The following is a 14,042-nucleotide window of genomic DNA, read 5'->3' as shown; positions in this document are numbered from 1 at the left end:
TGTTTGGATTCTACAAACAGTGATCGCCAAGGTTGCTCGTTTATCGCGCGGACACAAGCCCCTAGAGTGAGTTCATCGTTTGCAAGCCACTCTTTGATGGAGGTATTCATGACACAGCGTGATGTAGTTTTTCCGCCCGGACGCCAGGCGCTTTATGAGCGCAATCGCTATTCGCCGGCGATTCGTTCCAATGGTTTTCTGTTCGTTTCGGGACAGGTGGGTAGCACCGAAGAAGGCTCGCCCGAGCCTGACCTGCAAGCTCAGGTTCGACTGGCCTTCAACAACCTGAAGGCGATACTCGCCGCGGCCGATTGCAGCTTTGACGATGTGGTGGACGTTACGGTCTTCATGGTCGATCCCGAGTCGAACTTCGAGCGGGTCTGGAGCGTCGTGCCCGAGTTCTGGGGCAACGCGCCGCATCCAACGCTGACGGCGGTGGGCGTGACGTGGCTGTATGGGTTTCAGTTCGAGATCAAGGTGATTGCCAGGTTGCCTGGAACCCCGCTGTAGGTCAGCTTGCATCGATGTTGGCTGTGCTGCCGTCATCGCGAGCAAGCTCGCTCCCACACTGGATCTTCGGCAGCCACAAAATATCGACCCGCCGCATAACCCTGTGGGAGCGAGCCTGCTCGCGATGGCACCGGATCAGCCAGCATTGAAGTTGACTGACGCACCGTCTTCAAGCGCGCTCCCACAGAAGGATCTGCGCTGGTCGAAAAATCGAAGTCATCACCCACCCATGTGGGAGCGAGCCTGCTCGCGATGGCGCCGGATCAGCCAGCATTGAAATTGACTGACCCACCGTCTTCAAGCGCGCTCCCACAGGAGGATCTGCGCTGGTCGAAAAATCGAAGTCATCACCCACCCATGTGGGAGCGAGCCTGCTCGCGATAGCGCCGGATCAGCCAGCATTGAAATTGACTGACCCACCGTCTTCGCGAGCAAGGCGCGCTCCCACAGGGCAATGGCAGTGATTCGCCAGCTAGCCTTTCACCGCCGCTTCAATCGCGGCAATGTCGATCTTGGTCATCGTCATCATGGTCTCGAAGGCACGCTTGGCGGCGGCTTTGTCGGCACTGGCGACCGCTTCGAGCAACACACGGGGGCTGATCTGCCACGACAGCCCCCACTTGTCCTTGCACCAACCACAGACGCTTGCCTCTCCGCCGTTGTCGATAATCGCGTTCCACAAACGGTCTGTTTCGGCCTGGTCTTCAGTTGCGATCTGAAATGAAAAAGCCTCGCTGTGCTTGAACGCCGACCCGCCGTTGAGGCCGACGCAAGGGATGCCGATCACCGTGAATTCCACGGTGATCACGTCGCCCTGCTTGCCCGACGGATAATCGCCCGGGGCATGATGGATAGCGCTCACCGCACTGTCGGGAAAGGTTCTTGCGTAGAACTCTGCCGCTTCCTGGGCGGTGCCGTCGTACCAGAGACAAATCCTGTTTTTATTATTCATTCCGGTTCTCCGAAAGGGACTGGACGATAAAGTCTAGCAGCCTGCCTGGAAGCTGGAAAAAACCCGCCAACCGGTCGGGCCGAAGCGCTTTTCAAGGCCCCGCCGGCTAACGCTCCCCTTTGATCTATACTGCTTCGCGCAGCATTCATGGAGCGAACGCCGTGGCCAAATGCAAAATACTGATCTGGAATACCCAGCACCTGAACAACCAGGCCGGCGGCAAGATGAGCGATGCCTACCAGGAAAAACTGGCCACGCTCAAACTGGTCCTGCAACAGGACAACCCGGACATTGTCGCCCTGTTTGAAGTAGGCAGCACCGGCAACCCCAATGATCGGCTGGTCAATGACCTGAGCCAGCACTATATCCTCAAGTCATCCCTCGACCAGGACGGTGGCGCGCGCAAAAGCACCACGCTGGGTTCCATGGTTTTCGTGCGCACGGACCGGGCCAACGAATTCAAGGAACGCCACATTTGGCCGTTGGGCCCAGAAGCCAGGCGCGCCACGTTGCTACTGACCGACGATGCAGGCAACACATTCGCCTTCTGCCATGCCAATGCCTCAAGAAACGCCTGGCCGCAGATACTGGGGGACATGCAGGAACTCGGTTCTATCCATGAAGGCGATTTTCAACGCCTGGTATTTTTCGGCGGCGACCTCAACACCCCCTATAGCTCAGCCCCCAAGAGCATCTCCGCCTACCGGGGTGCAACCAGGATGAACGCGGTGTTCCCCGAAGGCAGCGGCTTCACGCACGTCACCATCCGCTCCACCGAAACCCAGGCCAAAAAGGACTACAAGAAGCTGGACGAGGTGAGTCGCTCCTATACACCGATCGATCAATACGTCTCGAGCCTCTTGGGCGGAGACCTGGGCTACGGTAATTTCGCCATCCCCTCACAGTTGGACTACGCCTACGTCCATGAGGGCGTCGTGGCGCGTGGATACTGTGAAGCCGCAGTGCAAATCAAGAAGTCCTTGCTGCATGATCGCCAGCTGATTCGCAATGCCGATGGACTCAAAGTGCAGGGGCACGATGAAGTACTGCGTATTTTTCGGGGACAGGCGTTGCGCAGTGATCATTACCCGGTGCTCTACGACCTGCAGTACTGAAGAAACCGACTAGGTACCCCTCTGGTCTGCGTTATCGACCATCCAGCGAATCATGCTCGCCAGCGACACCCGGTAATGCCGCACCGAACACTCGCTGGCCTTCTCGTGGCAGTACAACTCGAGGTAGCGACTGAGCAGCACATGACGGCCGTCCTCGGTCAACCGCAGTTCAACTTCACGGCAATGCAACGCATCCTGGCCGAGCTGTTTTATTCGCCGCTGCAAGACCAACGCCTGGTTACTCATTGGCAGCGCCTCCATTCGGGCACTGCACGCCATCCTGCATGACAGCCCCCAACTTCCCTTGCGCGACAAAATCGGCGCGCCGCTGCGCCGTGGCATCGCGAAGCGCCGCGTAGTAATCCGCTTTGGCCTGCAACTCGTCTGTCAGCGGCAATGCTTCGGCGCGGCCATCGACAACGCCGCTGATGGTGTTGAGGGTGCCCAGGGTATCGACGGTGCTGCTGTTGTCACCGAACGGGTCGACGGCGAAACCCAGCACTTTGCCCGTCGCGTCCCTCAGGTTGGCGCTGCCCAGCAACGGCAGTTCCACGATCGGTCCGGGTGCGACGTTCCAGACGCCGAAGGTCTGGCCGAAATCGGCCTTGTGGCGCTCGATACCCAGCTTGCCCGACACGTCGATCAGCCCGACGATGCCCGCGGTGGTGTTGATGACGAACCGCCCCAGTGTGTTGACCGAGCGCTGGGCATTGCCTTGCAGCAAGTCGTTGATGAACACCTTCGGCTCACCGAAGTTCGCCACGAAGTTGTGGACGCCGGCCTGGAACATCTCCGGTAGCTTGCGATAACCACGGGCAACCGGGGCCAGCGCGTAGTCATCCACGGTCCGGTTGAGCGCGAAGATGCCGCGGTTGATCGGCTCTGCGGGATCGTGAACGGTATAGCTCGCGCTTTCACACGCGCCTGGTTTAGCAGCGGGCGTGCTGGAGCAACCGCTGGCGAGTGCTGCCAATACAACCACGACGGTGGAGCGAACGAACAACGGAGCAGGCTTGGTGATCGGCATACAGGGCAATCTCGACGAGGAATGGGATGCTGCCTATGCCGATCACAAGCCAAACACCAAACCTCTGTGGCGAGGGAGCTTGCTCCCGCTGGGGCGCGAAGCGGCCCAAAAAAAGCGGTGAGCGCTTCGCACTCAAGCGGGAGCAAGCTCCCTCGCCACAGGGGGCGGTGTTGGTTGATGGTTTAACTGACCGACATCGAGGCCCATCCTGCCGCCGTTTTTTTGCCCGCAGATTTCCAGAATATTGCCCACCGGCAACTTTATTGCCGGATTGAAATATATGACGCAGGCCCTGGATTGATCCTAGTATCGCCTCCTGTATTCATTACCCTGCGTGCCCACCGTGAGCCATTTATTACTGGTGGACGATGACCTCGAAGTCCTCGCCCTCTTGCGCAAGTTCCTCGAACAACACGGCTATAGCGTGGATGTGGCCGCCGACGGCAACGCCTTGTGGCAGGCGGTGGAACGGCGGGTGCCGGACCTCATCATCCTCGACGTCATGCTGCCGGGCGACAACGGGCTGATGCTCTGTCAACGACTGCGGGCCGAGCACACGGTGGGCATCATCATGCTCACCGCCATGGGCGAATTGAGTGACCGCGTCGTCGGCCTGGAGCTGGGGGCGGACGATTACCTGACCAAGCCGTTCGACGCCCGGGAACTGTTGGCTCGGGTGCGCGCCGTGCTGCGGCGCACCGGTGAAGCCAGGGACACGCTGAGCGACTCATCCCGGCCCATCCTGGAGTTCGAGCACTGGCAACTGGACGTCACCCGGCGCGAACTGCGCTCACCGGACAAGGTCATGATCCCGCTGTCCGCCGGAGAGTTCGAACTGCTGCTGGTGTTTGCCGAACACCCGCGCCGAGTGCTGACCCGCCAGCAATTGCTGGACCTTGCGCGAGGCGAAACCTTCGAGGCGTTCGACCGCAGCATCGATGTCCAGGTCAGCCGCTTGCGGCGCAAGTTGGAGACCGACATCACCGGCGCGTCGATGATCCGCACCGTGCGCAACAGCGGCTACCTCTTCAGCCCCCATGTGGTGAAGCGATGAAATACACTCGACGACCATGGGATACGCTGGCCCGGTGGATTGCCCTGACCACCCTGGTTGCCATGCTCACGTTGCTGGCCCTGAACGCGCTGTTCAGCCAACTGACTGATGCCTGGGCCCGCCCGCCCCTGATGGAAACCGGCCTGATTGAAAAGATCGCCGCCATCACCCGCATCATCGATTCGGCAACGCCCGAACAGCGGCCCACCATTGCCTGGACGGCCAGTGACCCGATCTTCAACACGCAATGGCTCCAACGCCATGAAGAAGCCAAGCTGCCAGTGATCGACGACCCCGAATACAGCGATGGCGCACTGCGCTTGCGCCAACAGTTGGGCCGGCCCGATGCGAGGATCGAGGGCTATGAGCCGAGCGATTGGCCCGCCGGCCAGCCCGGCGCACGCTACGCCGCAATGATCGAATTGACCGACCACTCGTGGGTCATGTTTTCCCTGCCTGCGCGCAATTGGGGATTGGAGGAATGGAAGCGCAACCTGATCATGCTGGCGCTGATCCTGGTGTCGACGATTATCGTCGCGCTGATCGCCACGCGACACCTTGCGGCGCCCTTGCAACGCTTTGCCGAAGGCGCCAGGCGCTTCGGCGTGGATCACAAAGCACCACCTATCCCCGTCGTCGGCCCCCATGAAATCCGTCAGGCGATCCTCGCCTTCAATGCCATGCAGTCCCAGCTAAAACACTTCATCGAGGACCGCACCCAGATGCTCGCCGCCATCTCCCACGACCTGCGCACGCCCTTGACCCGCATGCGCCTGCGTGGCGAGTTCATCGAGGATGCCGAGCAGCAATCCCGGCTGTTCCGGGACGTCGATGAAATGCAGGCGATGATCAACTCCGCCCTGGAGTTTTTCCGCGACGACGCCCGGCTTGAACATGCCACTGCCTTCGACCTGGCCGAACTGCTGCACACCATCGTCGACGACCTCAAGGACGCCGGCACCGAGGTCGCATTCGAAGGCGCCCAGCGCTTGGTGTATGTCGGCCGCCCCATCGGTATCAAGCGCGCCCTGGTCAACCTGATCGATAACGCGATCAAATATGGCGGCGCGCCGACGGTTCGACTCGAGGCCGACGCCCATCGCGTGGACATTTGCATTCTGGATCGCGGACCTGGCATCGCCGCCCAATACCTTGAGCAGGTCTTCACGCCGTTCTTTCGCATCGAAGGCTCTCGCAACAAGCACACCGGCGGCGTCGGGCTGGGCCTGTCGGCGGCCCGGGCGACGGTGCTGGAGCATGGCGGCACGCTGACCCTGAGGAGCCGACAGGGTGGCGGGTTGGAGGCCAGGGTCTCGCTGCCGCTCGGCTGAAGTGCCTGATGTATCGATCCGCTCTAAACAATCAGCGCCTTCCTCGGTAGGATGTGCGGCCTTTGCGGCCTCGACCCTACCCCGCAAAGGCGCTCTTGTTTGTATCGCTCGGCCCAATGCCATCGCTCGCGCTCACGACAGACAAGAATCGACGGAGCCAAACCAAGGAATTCACCGATGATTCTTATCATTTATGCGCACCCCTACCCCGACAAATCGCGGGTCAACCAGTTAATGCTCAAGCGAGTGTCGAACAACCCGGACGTGGTCATACGTTCGCTCTACGAGCTCTACCCCAACTTCGATATCGACGTCGGGGCGGAACAGCGTGCGGTGGAACAAGCAGAGCTTGTCGTCCTCCAGCACCCGATGTACTGGTACAGCACTCCGCCCCTGCTGAAACTGTGGATCGATAAGGTCTTCACCCACGGCTGGGCCTATGGCAAAGGCGCCACGGCGCTCAAGGACAAGACCCTGCTGTGGGCCGTCACCACCGGCGGCGACCAAGCCCATTTCCAGATCGGCAACTACCCCGATTTTGCGGCGCTGGCCCAGCCCCTCCACGCCACGACTATCTATTGCGGCATGCGCTGGCTGGAACCGGTGGTCGTACATGGCGCCTATGCCGCCGACCCTGACGCCCAACACGCACAAATCGAACACTACGGCGCCCGCCTGGCCTCCTGGAAGGAAGATTGATATGGAGACTCACAGCCTGATTGAAATGCTGATCTACCTGGCCTCGGCGACGCTGATCGTGCCGATTGCCGTTCGGCTTGGCCTGGGCCCGGTATTGGGTTATCTGCTGGCCGGGTGCGTCATCGGCCCATGGGGGCTGAAGCTGATTACCGATGTAAAGGCCATTCTGGAATTCGCTGAAATCGGCGTGGTCCTGATGCTGTTTATCATCGGCCTTGAGCTCGACCCCAAACGGCTCTGGGCCCTGCGCAAGATGGTGTTCGGTGGCGGCGCCCTGCAGATGCTCGCCTGTGGCGCCGCCATTGGCTTGTTCTGCACGGCCCTGGGCCTGAGCTGGACGGCAGCGCTGCTGGTCGGCCTGACCCTGAGCCTGTCCTCCACGGCCATCGCCATGCAGGCCATGAGCGAACGCAACCTGACCGCCACCGCCGTGGGCCGCAGCAGCTTTGCCGTGCTGCTGTTCCAAGACATCGCAGCCATTCCGCTGGTGGCGATGATCCCCTTGTTATCGGCCCACGGCGACACCCCCTCGGGCACAGCGCTGTTGCTATCGATAGGCAAAATCGTCGCCGCCGTCGCCATCGTCGTGCTGTTGGGACGCTACGTGACACGGCCGCTGCTGCGCTTCGCCGCACGCTCGGGCTTGCGGGAGATTTTCAGTGCCGTCGCGCTTTTCCTGGTGTTCGGCTTCGGCTTTCTGCTGGAGGAAGCCGGGTTGTCGATGGCCATGGGCGCGTTCCTGGCCGGGTTGTTGCTCGCCAGCTCTGAATACCGACATGCGCTGGAAAGCGACATTGAACCGTTCAAAGGCCTGCTGTTGGGTCTGTTCTTCATCGGTGTAGGCATGTCGATCGATTTCGGCACCCTGATCAACGCACCGCTGAAAGTCATCACCCTGACCTTGGGTTTCATTCTGATCAAGCTGCTGGTGATCAAGCTGGCGGGCCGGTTCCTCAACGTCCCCGCCGGTCAGCGCTCCTGGCAGGCGGTGTTGCTGGGCCAGGGCAGCGAATTCGCCTTCGTGGTGTTTGGGGCGGCGACCGTGGCCGGCATCTTGACCGATCAATGGGGCAAGAGCCTGACCCTGGCGGTGGCCTTGTCCATGTGCCTGACGCCCTTGCTGATCGTATTGCTGGATCGGTTCGAGTCCGTCGCCAAGAAAAACAAACGCGAATCCGACCTCGTCGACCAGCAGAATCCGCGGGTGATCATCGCCGGGTTCGGCCGTTTCGGGCAGATCGCCGGACGCTTGCTGATGTCCTGCGGTGTCGAGGTGGTGGTCTTGGATCACGACCCCGACAACATCGAGACGCTGCGCAAGTTCGGCGTGAAAGTCTTTTATGGCGATGCGACCCGCCTCGACTTGCTGCACGCGGCGGGTGCGGCTCAAGCGGTGGTGTTGATCAATGCGATCGACAATCCGGAAGACAACCTGACGCTGACCCAACTGGCCCAGGAGCACTTCCCCGCGCTGCAACTGATCGTGCGGGCGCGGGACATGGGGCATCTTATTACCCTGCGGCAGATGGGTGTGGAAGCGGCCGAGCGGGAAACCTTCGAGGGCGCGCTGTCATTGGGTCGCAGCGCGCTGGAACACATGGGCGTCGGCGCTTACGAGGCGCGCGAGCGGGCGGATCAGTTCCGCCGGCTGAACCTCAAAATGCTGGAGGAAATCGTCGCCCAGCCGGAAGCGGACCTCAAGTTCCGCCACGATGCCTACCGGCGTGCCAATGCGCTGCTCACGGACATGTTCAACGAAGACCGTGCCCGTCCTGTCGACAACTGGCCGGAACATCATCGAAACGAAACGGAGGAAAACCACAGCTAGGCAGTGCGTCCGCCAGCCTGTCTAGACCAATCCGTCCAACTCAGCCAGCATCTGCGGCGGTATCGTCAGCTCACTTGCCGTGAGATTTTCCCGCAGGTGCGCTGGCGACGATGTGCCGGGAATCAGCAGGATATTCGGCGCACGTTGCAGCAACCACGCCAGGGCCACGCATAACGGCGATGCCTGCAGGCGTGTCGCTACGCTGGAAAGAGTCTCCGATTGCAGCGGTGTGAAGCCGCCCAGGGGAAAGAACGGCACATAGGCAATACCCTGCCGGCCCAGGTCGGCGATGAGCTGTTCGTCGTCGCGATGGGTCAGGTTGTAGTGGTTCTGTACGCAGACCACCTGGGCAATGCCCTGGGCCTGCTTGACCTGCGCGGCCGTGACGTTACTCAGGCCCAGATGCCGGATGAGGCCCTGGCGCTGCAACTCGGCCAGTGTCGTGAACGATTCTTCGATGGAAGCCTCCGTGGGCGAATGCAGGTCGCCCCACACCCGCAGGTTGACTACATCCAATATATCCACGCCCAGGTTGCGCAGATTGTCGTGGACCGCCCGGGTCAACTCGGCGGGGCTGTGGGCCGGGTTCCAGGACGCATCGGCACCGCGCACGGCGCCAACCTTGGTCACAATGACCAGGTCCTGGGCATAAGGGTGCAGCGCTTCGCGGATCAGTTGGTTGGTGACATGAGGTCCGTAGAAGTCCGCGGTGTCGATGTGGTTGACCCCGCTCGTCAATGCTTCGCGCAGCACGGCGACGGCGGCCGCCGGATCTTTGGGCGGCCCGAAGACCTGGGGCCCCGCCAGTTGCATCGCGCCATAGCCCATGCGATTGACCGTACGCTCGCCCAGTAAAAAACTGCCCGCCTTGCCTGCAATGTTCATCTCGTGCCCTCGAATCAATGTGAGTGGGCCGACTATAGGCGTTGACCATTGCCTTGATAATCAGGTGCAATCAGCACGGGCTGTACGACGGAGAGAACAATGGCGACGGATATTCAAGACTTGCTGGCCTTTGTGGCCGTGGTCAATGCGAGGGGGTTTCGTGAAGGCGCGCGGCTGAGCGGCAAGTCCGCGTCGAGCCTCAGCGATGCCGTACGCCGAATGGAAAATCGGCTCGGCGTGCGCCTGCTCAACCGCACCACTCGCAGCGTAGTACCGACCGAGGCCGGTGCCCGGTTGATGGAACGCATCGTCCCGGCCCTGGGCGAAGTCGAGTCCGCGCTGGATGTGGTCAACGACTTTCGCGACCGCCCTTCGGGCACACTCCGCTTGAACGTGCCCGTCAGCGCCGCCAGGCTGGTGTTGCCGGCGATCATCACGCCGTTCCTGAGAAGCTACCCGGACATCCGCCTGGAAGTCATCGCCGAAGAGAGCTTCGTTGACGTCCTGGCCGCTGGTTGTGGCGCTGGCATCCGCTACGACGAACGCCTTGAGCAGGACATGATCGCCCTCCCCATCGGCCCGCGCTTTCAACGCTTCGCGACCGCCGCCTCACCCGCGTACCTCGACGCCAGGGGTCGCCCCAAACACCCCCGGGACCTGCTCCAGCACGCCTGCCTGCGGGGCAAATTCGCCAGCGGCGCCATGCCACTCTGGGAATATGAACGTGACGGCGAAACCGTGAGCGTCGACCCGAGCGGCCCGTTGATCGTGCGGATCGGCGGTGCGGTGGACCTGTCGGTGCAAGCCGCGGTAGATGGGCTGGGCATCGTCTACCTGTTCGAGGACTGGCTGCGGCCCTATCTGGACAGCGGCGCCCTCGAGCCGGTCCTCGAACCCTGGTGGCAGCGTTTTACCGGCCCGTTCCTCTACTACCCCGGCCGCCGCTACGTGCCCTCGCCGTTGAGGGCTTTTGTCGACTTCATCAATGCCGACCGGAGTAGACGCGAACGGGTTCGCGAAGGCGTCGACACAGCCAGCATTGATGCAAGTTGACCCGCCGCCATCGCGAGCAAGCTCGCTCCCACAGGGATTTGTGGTGTGGCCAGATCACTTGTGAGCGCCCCCATAGGGATTTGTGGTGTGACCAGATCACGGGTGAGCGCCCCGGAAAAGTGTGGGAGCGAGCTTGCTCGCGATGGCGGACGTACAGCCAACATCCCCATTAACTGACCCACCGCTTTCGTCACACCGCATCATGGAAGGAATTCACGAAAGGCTCCACGATGGACGCTAAACTGGCGAGCCAGACGCTTTTAAAGCGACCGGTTCCTTACCCTTTTCGAACAACGAGGCCGCCATGGCAAACCAAGACATCACGTTCACTCCGGATCCGGATGCGGACTCCATTTCCTCCGACGTCGCCGGCTTCGGTGGCCTGCTGGTTTCCACGCAAATCCCCACCCGCCCCGACGGCAGCCTGGAACTGGGCGACATCACCCTGCAGAGCGAATGCACGTTGCAAGCCCTCAAGACCGCCCTGGAGCGCGCCGGCAGTTCCATGGACCGGGTCTTGCACCTGACCATCTACCTGACCGACATGGCCGACCGCGCCGCGTTCAACGAAGTCTACAAACGCTTCTTCGCCAAGCCCTGGCCGGTTCGCGCCGCCGTGGGCGTGGCGGCGTTGGCGGTGGAGGGGATGAAGGTGGAAGTGACGGCGATGGCGGCGAAGGGCTGAGCGGGCCACGTCCCAACAGACACGACTCCTTTGTGGCGAGGGGATAAATCCCCTCGCCACTAGGTATGTTCTTAACCCTATTTCCAGCCCAAACAGGCCTGTGTTTATCCAGATGTAGGATCGTTCGGGATCGGGCTACGTTGTCTTGCGCCGTTGCCTACAACTGCGCCAGAATCCGCCGGCTTGTGCGCCTTGGGGTCGGGCTCTATCGTTTCCGGGTCGCTGACGAATCAGCGATCGGGTTTGGTAGCCCGGTTTCCTGGCGCAAGTGCACCCTGATGCGAGGGACTTCTACGTCCTCCGTTTTATGGTGGTCATGCGCAGGGCGTTCTCGGACGCGCCGGGTTGCCAGGTAACCGGTCTACCAACCTTCGTATGGCCACCGCCCTTCGTTTGGTAGCGAGAGTGATGGCTCCAATTTCTTATCTGGAGCTTCATCTATGTTCAAACCAACCCCCAACCCGCCAGACCTCGATTCCGACTCAAAAGCATTCGACAAAGCCGCCGACCGCATCCTCGACCACTACCTCAAACCCGAACCCAGCAAACCCGAGGCCGATCCCGGCCAACTGTTCACCGTCGCCAAAGGCGTGGATACCGAAACCCTGCTTGCCAACCTCAGCGAAACGCTAGCCTCGGCCAATGCCATGGTCAGTGACCTGGCCTTCGACCTGGAAGGCTCAAGGCGCCACATTGCCCTGGGCATCCAGCAACTGATCGAGTTGAGCGGATTGTTGGCGAACCGCGCGCTGGATAACGTCGAAGCACGCCAGCCGACATAGCGCATCCCCCTGAGCAGGAACACGGTCAAAATGTGGGAGCGAGCTTGCTCGCGATAGCGGTGCTTCAGTCAATCACCACGCAACTGACACACCGCTATCGCGAGCAAGCTCGCTCCCACACTTAGTTACCAGGGTCATAAGGTCCCAATCTCCTAGCTAATCCCCGCCTATACTTCTCTGCCAACCCCCACTGGGGCCTGCACTTCCAACAATAAAAAGCAGAGGTGGAGCATGGTCTGGCAACAAGTCTACGATCCCTTCGGTAATGCGGTGCTGTCGACGCTCCTGGCGGCGGTTCCGGTGGTAGTGATGCTGGCGTCCCTGGCGTTCTTTCATGTCAAGGCACACTTGGCGGCATTGATGGCCCTGGCCTCGGCCTTGCTGATCGCGATTTTCGCCTTCGGCATGCCTGCGGACATGGCCGGGGCTGCGGCACTTTTTGGTGCGGCAAACGGCTTGCTGCCCATTGGCTGGATTGTCCTGAACATCATTTTCCTGCACCGGCTGACCACCGAGAACGGCTCGTTCAAGGTGCTGCAGGATTCCCTGGCGCGCATCACCGACGACCGACGCCTGCAATTGCTGCTGATCGCCTTTTGCTTCGGTGCGTTCTTCGAGGGGGCGGCAGGTTTCGGCACGCCAGTGGCGGTGACCGGGGCGATCCTGATCGGGCTGGGGTTTTCCCCCCTGGCCGCCTCGGGCCTGGCGCTGATCGCCAACACGGCGCCCGTGGCCTTCGGCGCCCTGGGCACACCCATCATTACCTTGGCCAAAGTCACGGGGCTGGATGAAATGGAGTTGTCGATGATGGTCGGTCGACAACTGCCATTTTTCTCGGTGCTGGTGCCGTTCTGGTTGATCTGGGCCTTCGCCGGGTGGCGCAAGATGCTGGAAATCTGGCCGGCGATTCTGGTGGCCGGTGTCAGCTTCGCCATCCCGCAGTTCCTGGTGTCGAACTACCACGGGCCAATGCTGGTGGATGTGATCGCCGCGCTGATTTCCATGGCCTGCCTCACCGGTTTTCTAAAGGTCTGGAAACCGGCCACGGTACACACATCCGCAGCGTTATCGGGACGGGTCGATGATTCGAAAATCGACGCCAGCGAAGATGAAAAAACGCAGGTCAGCGGCACCTTTTCCAGTGATGCGCGACCGGCTGTGCTGCGGGCCTGGATGCCGTGGATCATCCTCACGGTATTCGTGTTCGCCTGGGGCACCCAAGGGTTCAAGAACCTGTTCGATACCCGCCCGGCGCTAGACCCGCAGACCCAATCGGCCAAGCTCGACCCACAAGGCAAGCCGATGCGCGAGGCCAACCCGATCTTCTCGCCCCTGGTGACGTTCGGCACCCTCCACCAGCAGATCGAAAAAGTCCCGCCCGTGGTGCCCCAGCCTAAAACCGAGGAAGCGATCTACAAATTCAACTGGTTCACCGCCACCGGCAGCGGCATCTTCCTGGCGGCAGTTCTCGGTGGCTTGCTGATGGGCTATTCCGTCCCGCAACTGCTGCACCAGTACCTGCGAACGCTCTGGGTGGTGCGCTACTCGCTGATCACCATCGTGGCGATGTTGGCCCTGGGATTTCTCACGCGATATTCAGGCCTGGACGCAACGATGGGCCTGGCTTTTGCTGCCACGGGCATTTTCTACCCCATGTTCGGCACCCTGCTGGGCTGGCTCGGTGTCGCGCTGACCGGCTCGGACACCGCGTCCAACGTGTTGTTTGGCGGCTTGCAACGAGTCACATCCGAGCAGTTGGGCCTAAGCCCGGTATTGATGGCTGCGGCCAACAGTTCCGGCGGGGTCATGGGCAAGATGGTCGATGCCCAGTCGATCGTGGTCGCCTCCACCGCCACCCGTTGGTACGGCCATGAAGGGGAAATTCTGCGCTACGTGTTCTTCCACTCGGTGGTGCTGGCGATTCTGGTGGGCGGGCTGGTGACGTTGCAGGCGTATGTAGAGCCGTTCAGTCATATGGTGGTGGGCGGACGTTGATAGATAGGGACGTGGGGATGTGCTTTTGTGGCGAGGGAGCTTGCTCCCGCTCGGTTGCGCAGCGACCGCAAAAAACGGGGCCGCTACGCGCCCCAGCGGGAGCAAGCTCCCTCGCCACAGGTGAAC

General features: G+C 61.3%; 14 protein-coding genes. 10 read left to right on the top strand and 4 right to left on the bottom strand.

What is annotated here, in order from left to right; translation table 11 throughout:
* The first annotated feature begins 108 nt into the window (after positions 1 to 108).
* Positions 109 to 510 (top strand): RidA family protein, encoded by a 402-nt coding sequence (locus KI237_RS11855; protein WP_212799959.1) that lies wholly within the window; start codon positions 109 to 111, stop codon positions 508 to 510.
* Positions 511 to 982: 472 nt separating this feature from the next.
* On the opposite strand, the gene KI237_RS11850 is transcribed toward KI237_RS11855, so the two are convergent.
* Complete coding sequence (locus tag KI237_RS11850; protein WP_212799958.1) at positions 983 to 1,462, bottom strand: VOC family protein; 480 nt, start codon at positions 1,460 to 1,462, stop codon at positions 983 to 985.
* Between the two features lie 161 nt (positions 1,463 to 1,623).
* Here KI237_RS11850 and KI237_RS11845 point away from each other — a divergent pair, with 161 nt between their 5' ends.
* Complete coding sequence (locus tag KI237_RS11845) at positions 1,624 to 2,577, top strand: endonuclease/exonuclease/phosphatase family protein (RefSeq protein WP_212799957.1); 954 nt, start codon at positions 1,624 to 1,626, stop codon at positions 2,575 to 2,577.
* 9 nt (positions 2,578 to 2,586) lie between these two features.
* On the opposite strand, the gene KI237_RS11840 is transcribed toward KI237_RS11845, so the two are convergent.
* Together KI237_RS11840 and KI237_RS11835 are read right to left on the bottom strand one after the other, a co-directional pair.
* Complete coding sequence (locus KI237_RS11840; protein WP_212799956.1) at positions 2,587 to 2,823, bottom strand: hypothetical protein; 237 nt, start codon at positions 2,821 to 2,823, stop codon at positions 2,587 to 2,589.
* Positions 2,816 to 3,604, bottom strand: coding sequence for an MlaA family lipoprotein (locus tag KI237_RS11835; protein WP_212799955.1), 789 nt, complete (start codon positions 3,602 to 3,604; stop codon positions 2,816 to 2,818). The genes KI237_RS11840 and KI237_RS11835 overlap by 8 nt, the downstream gene beginning before the upstream one ends.
* Positions 3,605 to 3,947: 343 nt before the next feature.
* Between KI237_RS11835 and KI237_RS11830 the strand changes: the two genes are divergently transcribed.
* From KI237_RS11830 to kefC, 4 genes are all read left to right on the top strand, one after another.
* Positions 3,948 to 4,658, top strand: coding sequence for a response regulator (locus KI237_RS11830; protein ID WP_212799954.1), 711 nt, complete (start codon positions 3,948 to 3,950; stop codon positions 4,656 to 4,658).
* Positions 4,655 to 5,989 (top strand): sensor histidine kinase, encoded by a 1,335-nt coding sequence (locus KI237_RS11825; protein WP_212799953.1) that lies wholly within the window; start codon positions 4,655 to 4,657, stop codon positions 5,987 to 5,989. The genes KI237_RS11830 and KI237_RS11825 overlap by 4 nt, the downstream gene beginning before the upstream one ends.
* Before the next feature lie 177 nt (positions 5,990 to 6,166).
* Positions 6,167 to 6,688 carry a glutathione-regulated potassium-efflux system oxidoreductase KefF gene (kefF, locus tag KI237_RS11820; RefSeq protein ID WP_212799952.1) on the top strand — a complete coding sequence of 174 codons (522 nt, stop codon included), beginning with the start codon at positions 6,167 to 6,169 and terminating at the stop codon, positions 6,686 to 6,688.
* A gap of 1 nt (position 6,689) precedes the next feature.
* Positions 6,690 to 8,516: a glutathione-regulated potassium-efflux system protein KefC gene (gene kefC, locus KI237_RS11815; protein ID WP_212799951.1), complete on the top strand. Its 1,827-nt coding sequence runs from the start codon at positions 6,690 to 6,692 to the stop codon at positions 8,514 to 8,516.
* 21 nt (positions 8,517 to 8,537) lie between these two features.
* On the opposite strand, the gene KI237_RS11810 is transcribed toward kefC, so the two are convergent.
* Positions 8,538 to 9,401, bottom strand: coding sequence for an aldo/keto reductase family oxidoreductase (locus KI237_RS11810; RefSeq protein WP_212799950.1), 864 nt, complete (start codon positions 9,399 to 9,401; stop codon positions 8,538 to 8,540).
* A 99-nt stretch (positions 9,402 to 9,500) separates the two neighbouring features.
* Between KI237_RS11810 and KI237_RS11805 the strand changes: the two genes are divergently transcribed.
* The 4 genes from KI237_RS11805 (at position 9,501) to KI237_RS11790 (ending at position 13,916) form a co-directional block, all read left to right on the top strand.
* Entirely contained in the window at positions 9,501 to 10,454 is a 954-nt protein-coding gene (locus KI237_RS11805) for a LysR family transcriptional regulator (RefSeq protein ID WP_212799949.1), read from the top strand.
* A 304-nt stretch (positions 10,455 to 10,758) separates the two neighbouring features.
* The gene (locus KI237_RS11800) at positions 10,759 to 11,139 is read left to right on the top strand and encodes a RidA family protein (RefSeq protein WP_212799948.1); all 381 of its coding nucleotides are present in this window, start codon (positions 10,759 to 10,761) and stop codon (positions 11,137 to 11,139) included.
* A gap of 440 nt (positions 11,140 to 11,579) precedes the next feature.
* Positions 11,580 to 11,921, top strand: a complete 342-nt coding sequence (locus KI237_RS11795; RefSeq protein WP_212799947.1) for a DUF6124 family protein — start codon at positions 11,580 to 11,582, stop codon at positions 11,919 to 11,921.
* 231 nt (positions 11,922 to 12,152) lie between these two features.
* A complete protein-coding gene (locus KI237_RS11790; protein WP_212799946.1) occupies positions 12,153 to 13,916 on the top strand; it encodes an L-lactate permease in 1,764 nt (587 codons plus the stop codon).
* The last annotated feature ends 126 nt before the right edge of the window (positions 13,917 to 14,042 follow it).

The organism is Pseudomonas sp. St316 (genome assembly GCF_018325905.1).
Lineage (GTDB): Bacteria > Pseudomonadota > Gammaproteobacteria > Pseudomonadales > Pseudomonadaceae > Aquipseudomonas.
The sequence above is the reverse complement of the archived record's forward strand: the minus strand, read 5'-3'. Positions and strand labels throughout refer to the sequence as shown.

Bases quoted from the DNA above. Each gene is read 5' to 3' on its own strand.
- KI237_RS11855 (WP_212799959.1), top strand. From the start codon at position 109: ATGACACAGCGTGATGTAGTTTTTCCGCCCGGACGCCAGGCGCTTTAT.
- KI237_RS11810 (WP_212799950.1), bottom strand. From the start codon at position 9,401: ATGAACATTGCAGGCAAGGCGGGCAGTTTTTTACTGGGCGAGCGTACG.
- KI237_RS11835 (WP_212799955.1), bottom strand. From the start codon at position 3,604: ATGCCGATCACCAAGCCTGCTCCGTTGTTCGTTCGCTCCACCGTCGTG.
- KI237_RS11825 (WP_212799953.1), top strand. From the start codon at position 4,655: ATGAAATACACTCGACGACCATGGGATACGCTGGCCCGGTGGATTGCC.
- KI237_RS11840 (WP_212799956.1), bottom strand. From the start codon at position 2,823: ATGAGTAACCAGGCGTTGGTCTTGCAGCGGCGAATAAAACAGCTCGGC.
- kefF (WP_212799952.1), top strand. From the start codon at position 6,167: ATGATTCTTATCATTTATGCGCACCCCTACCCCGACAAATCGCGGGTC.
- KI237_RS11790 (WP_212799946.1), top strand. From the start codon at position 12,153: ATGGTCTGGCAACAAGTCTACGATCCCTTCGGTAATGCGGTGCTGTCG.
- KI237_RS11795 (WP_212799947.1), top strand. From the start codon at position 11,580: ATGTTCAAACCAACCCCCAACCCGCCAGACCTCGATTCCGACTCAAAA.
- KI237_RS11805 (WP_212799949.1), top strand. From the start codon at position 9,501: ATGGCGACGGATATTCAAGACTTGCTGGCCTTTGTGGCCGTGGTCAAT.
- kefC (WP_212799951.1), top strand. From the start codon at position 6,690: ATGGAGACTCACAGCCTGATTGAAATGCTGATCTACCTGGCCTCGGCG.
- KI237_RS11800 (WP_212799948.1), top strand. From the start codon at position 10,759: ATGGCAAACCAAGACATCACGTTCACTCCGGATCCGGATGCGGACTCC.
- KI237_RS11850 (WP_212799958.1), bottom strand. From the start codon at position 1,462: ATGAATAATAAAAACAGGATTTGTCTCTGGTACGACGGCACCGCCCAG.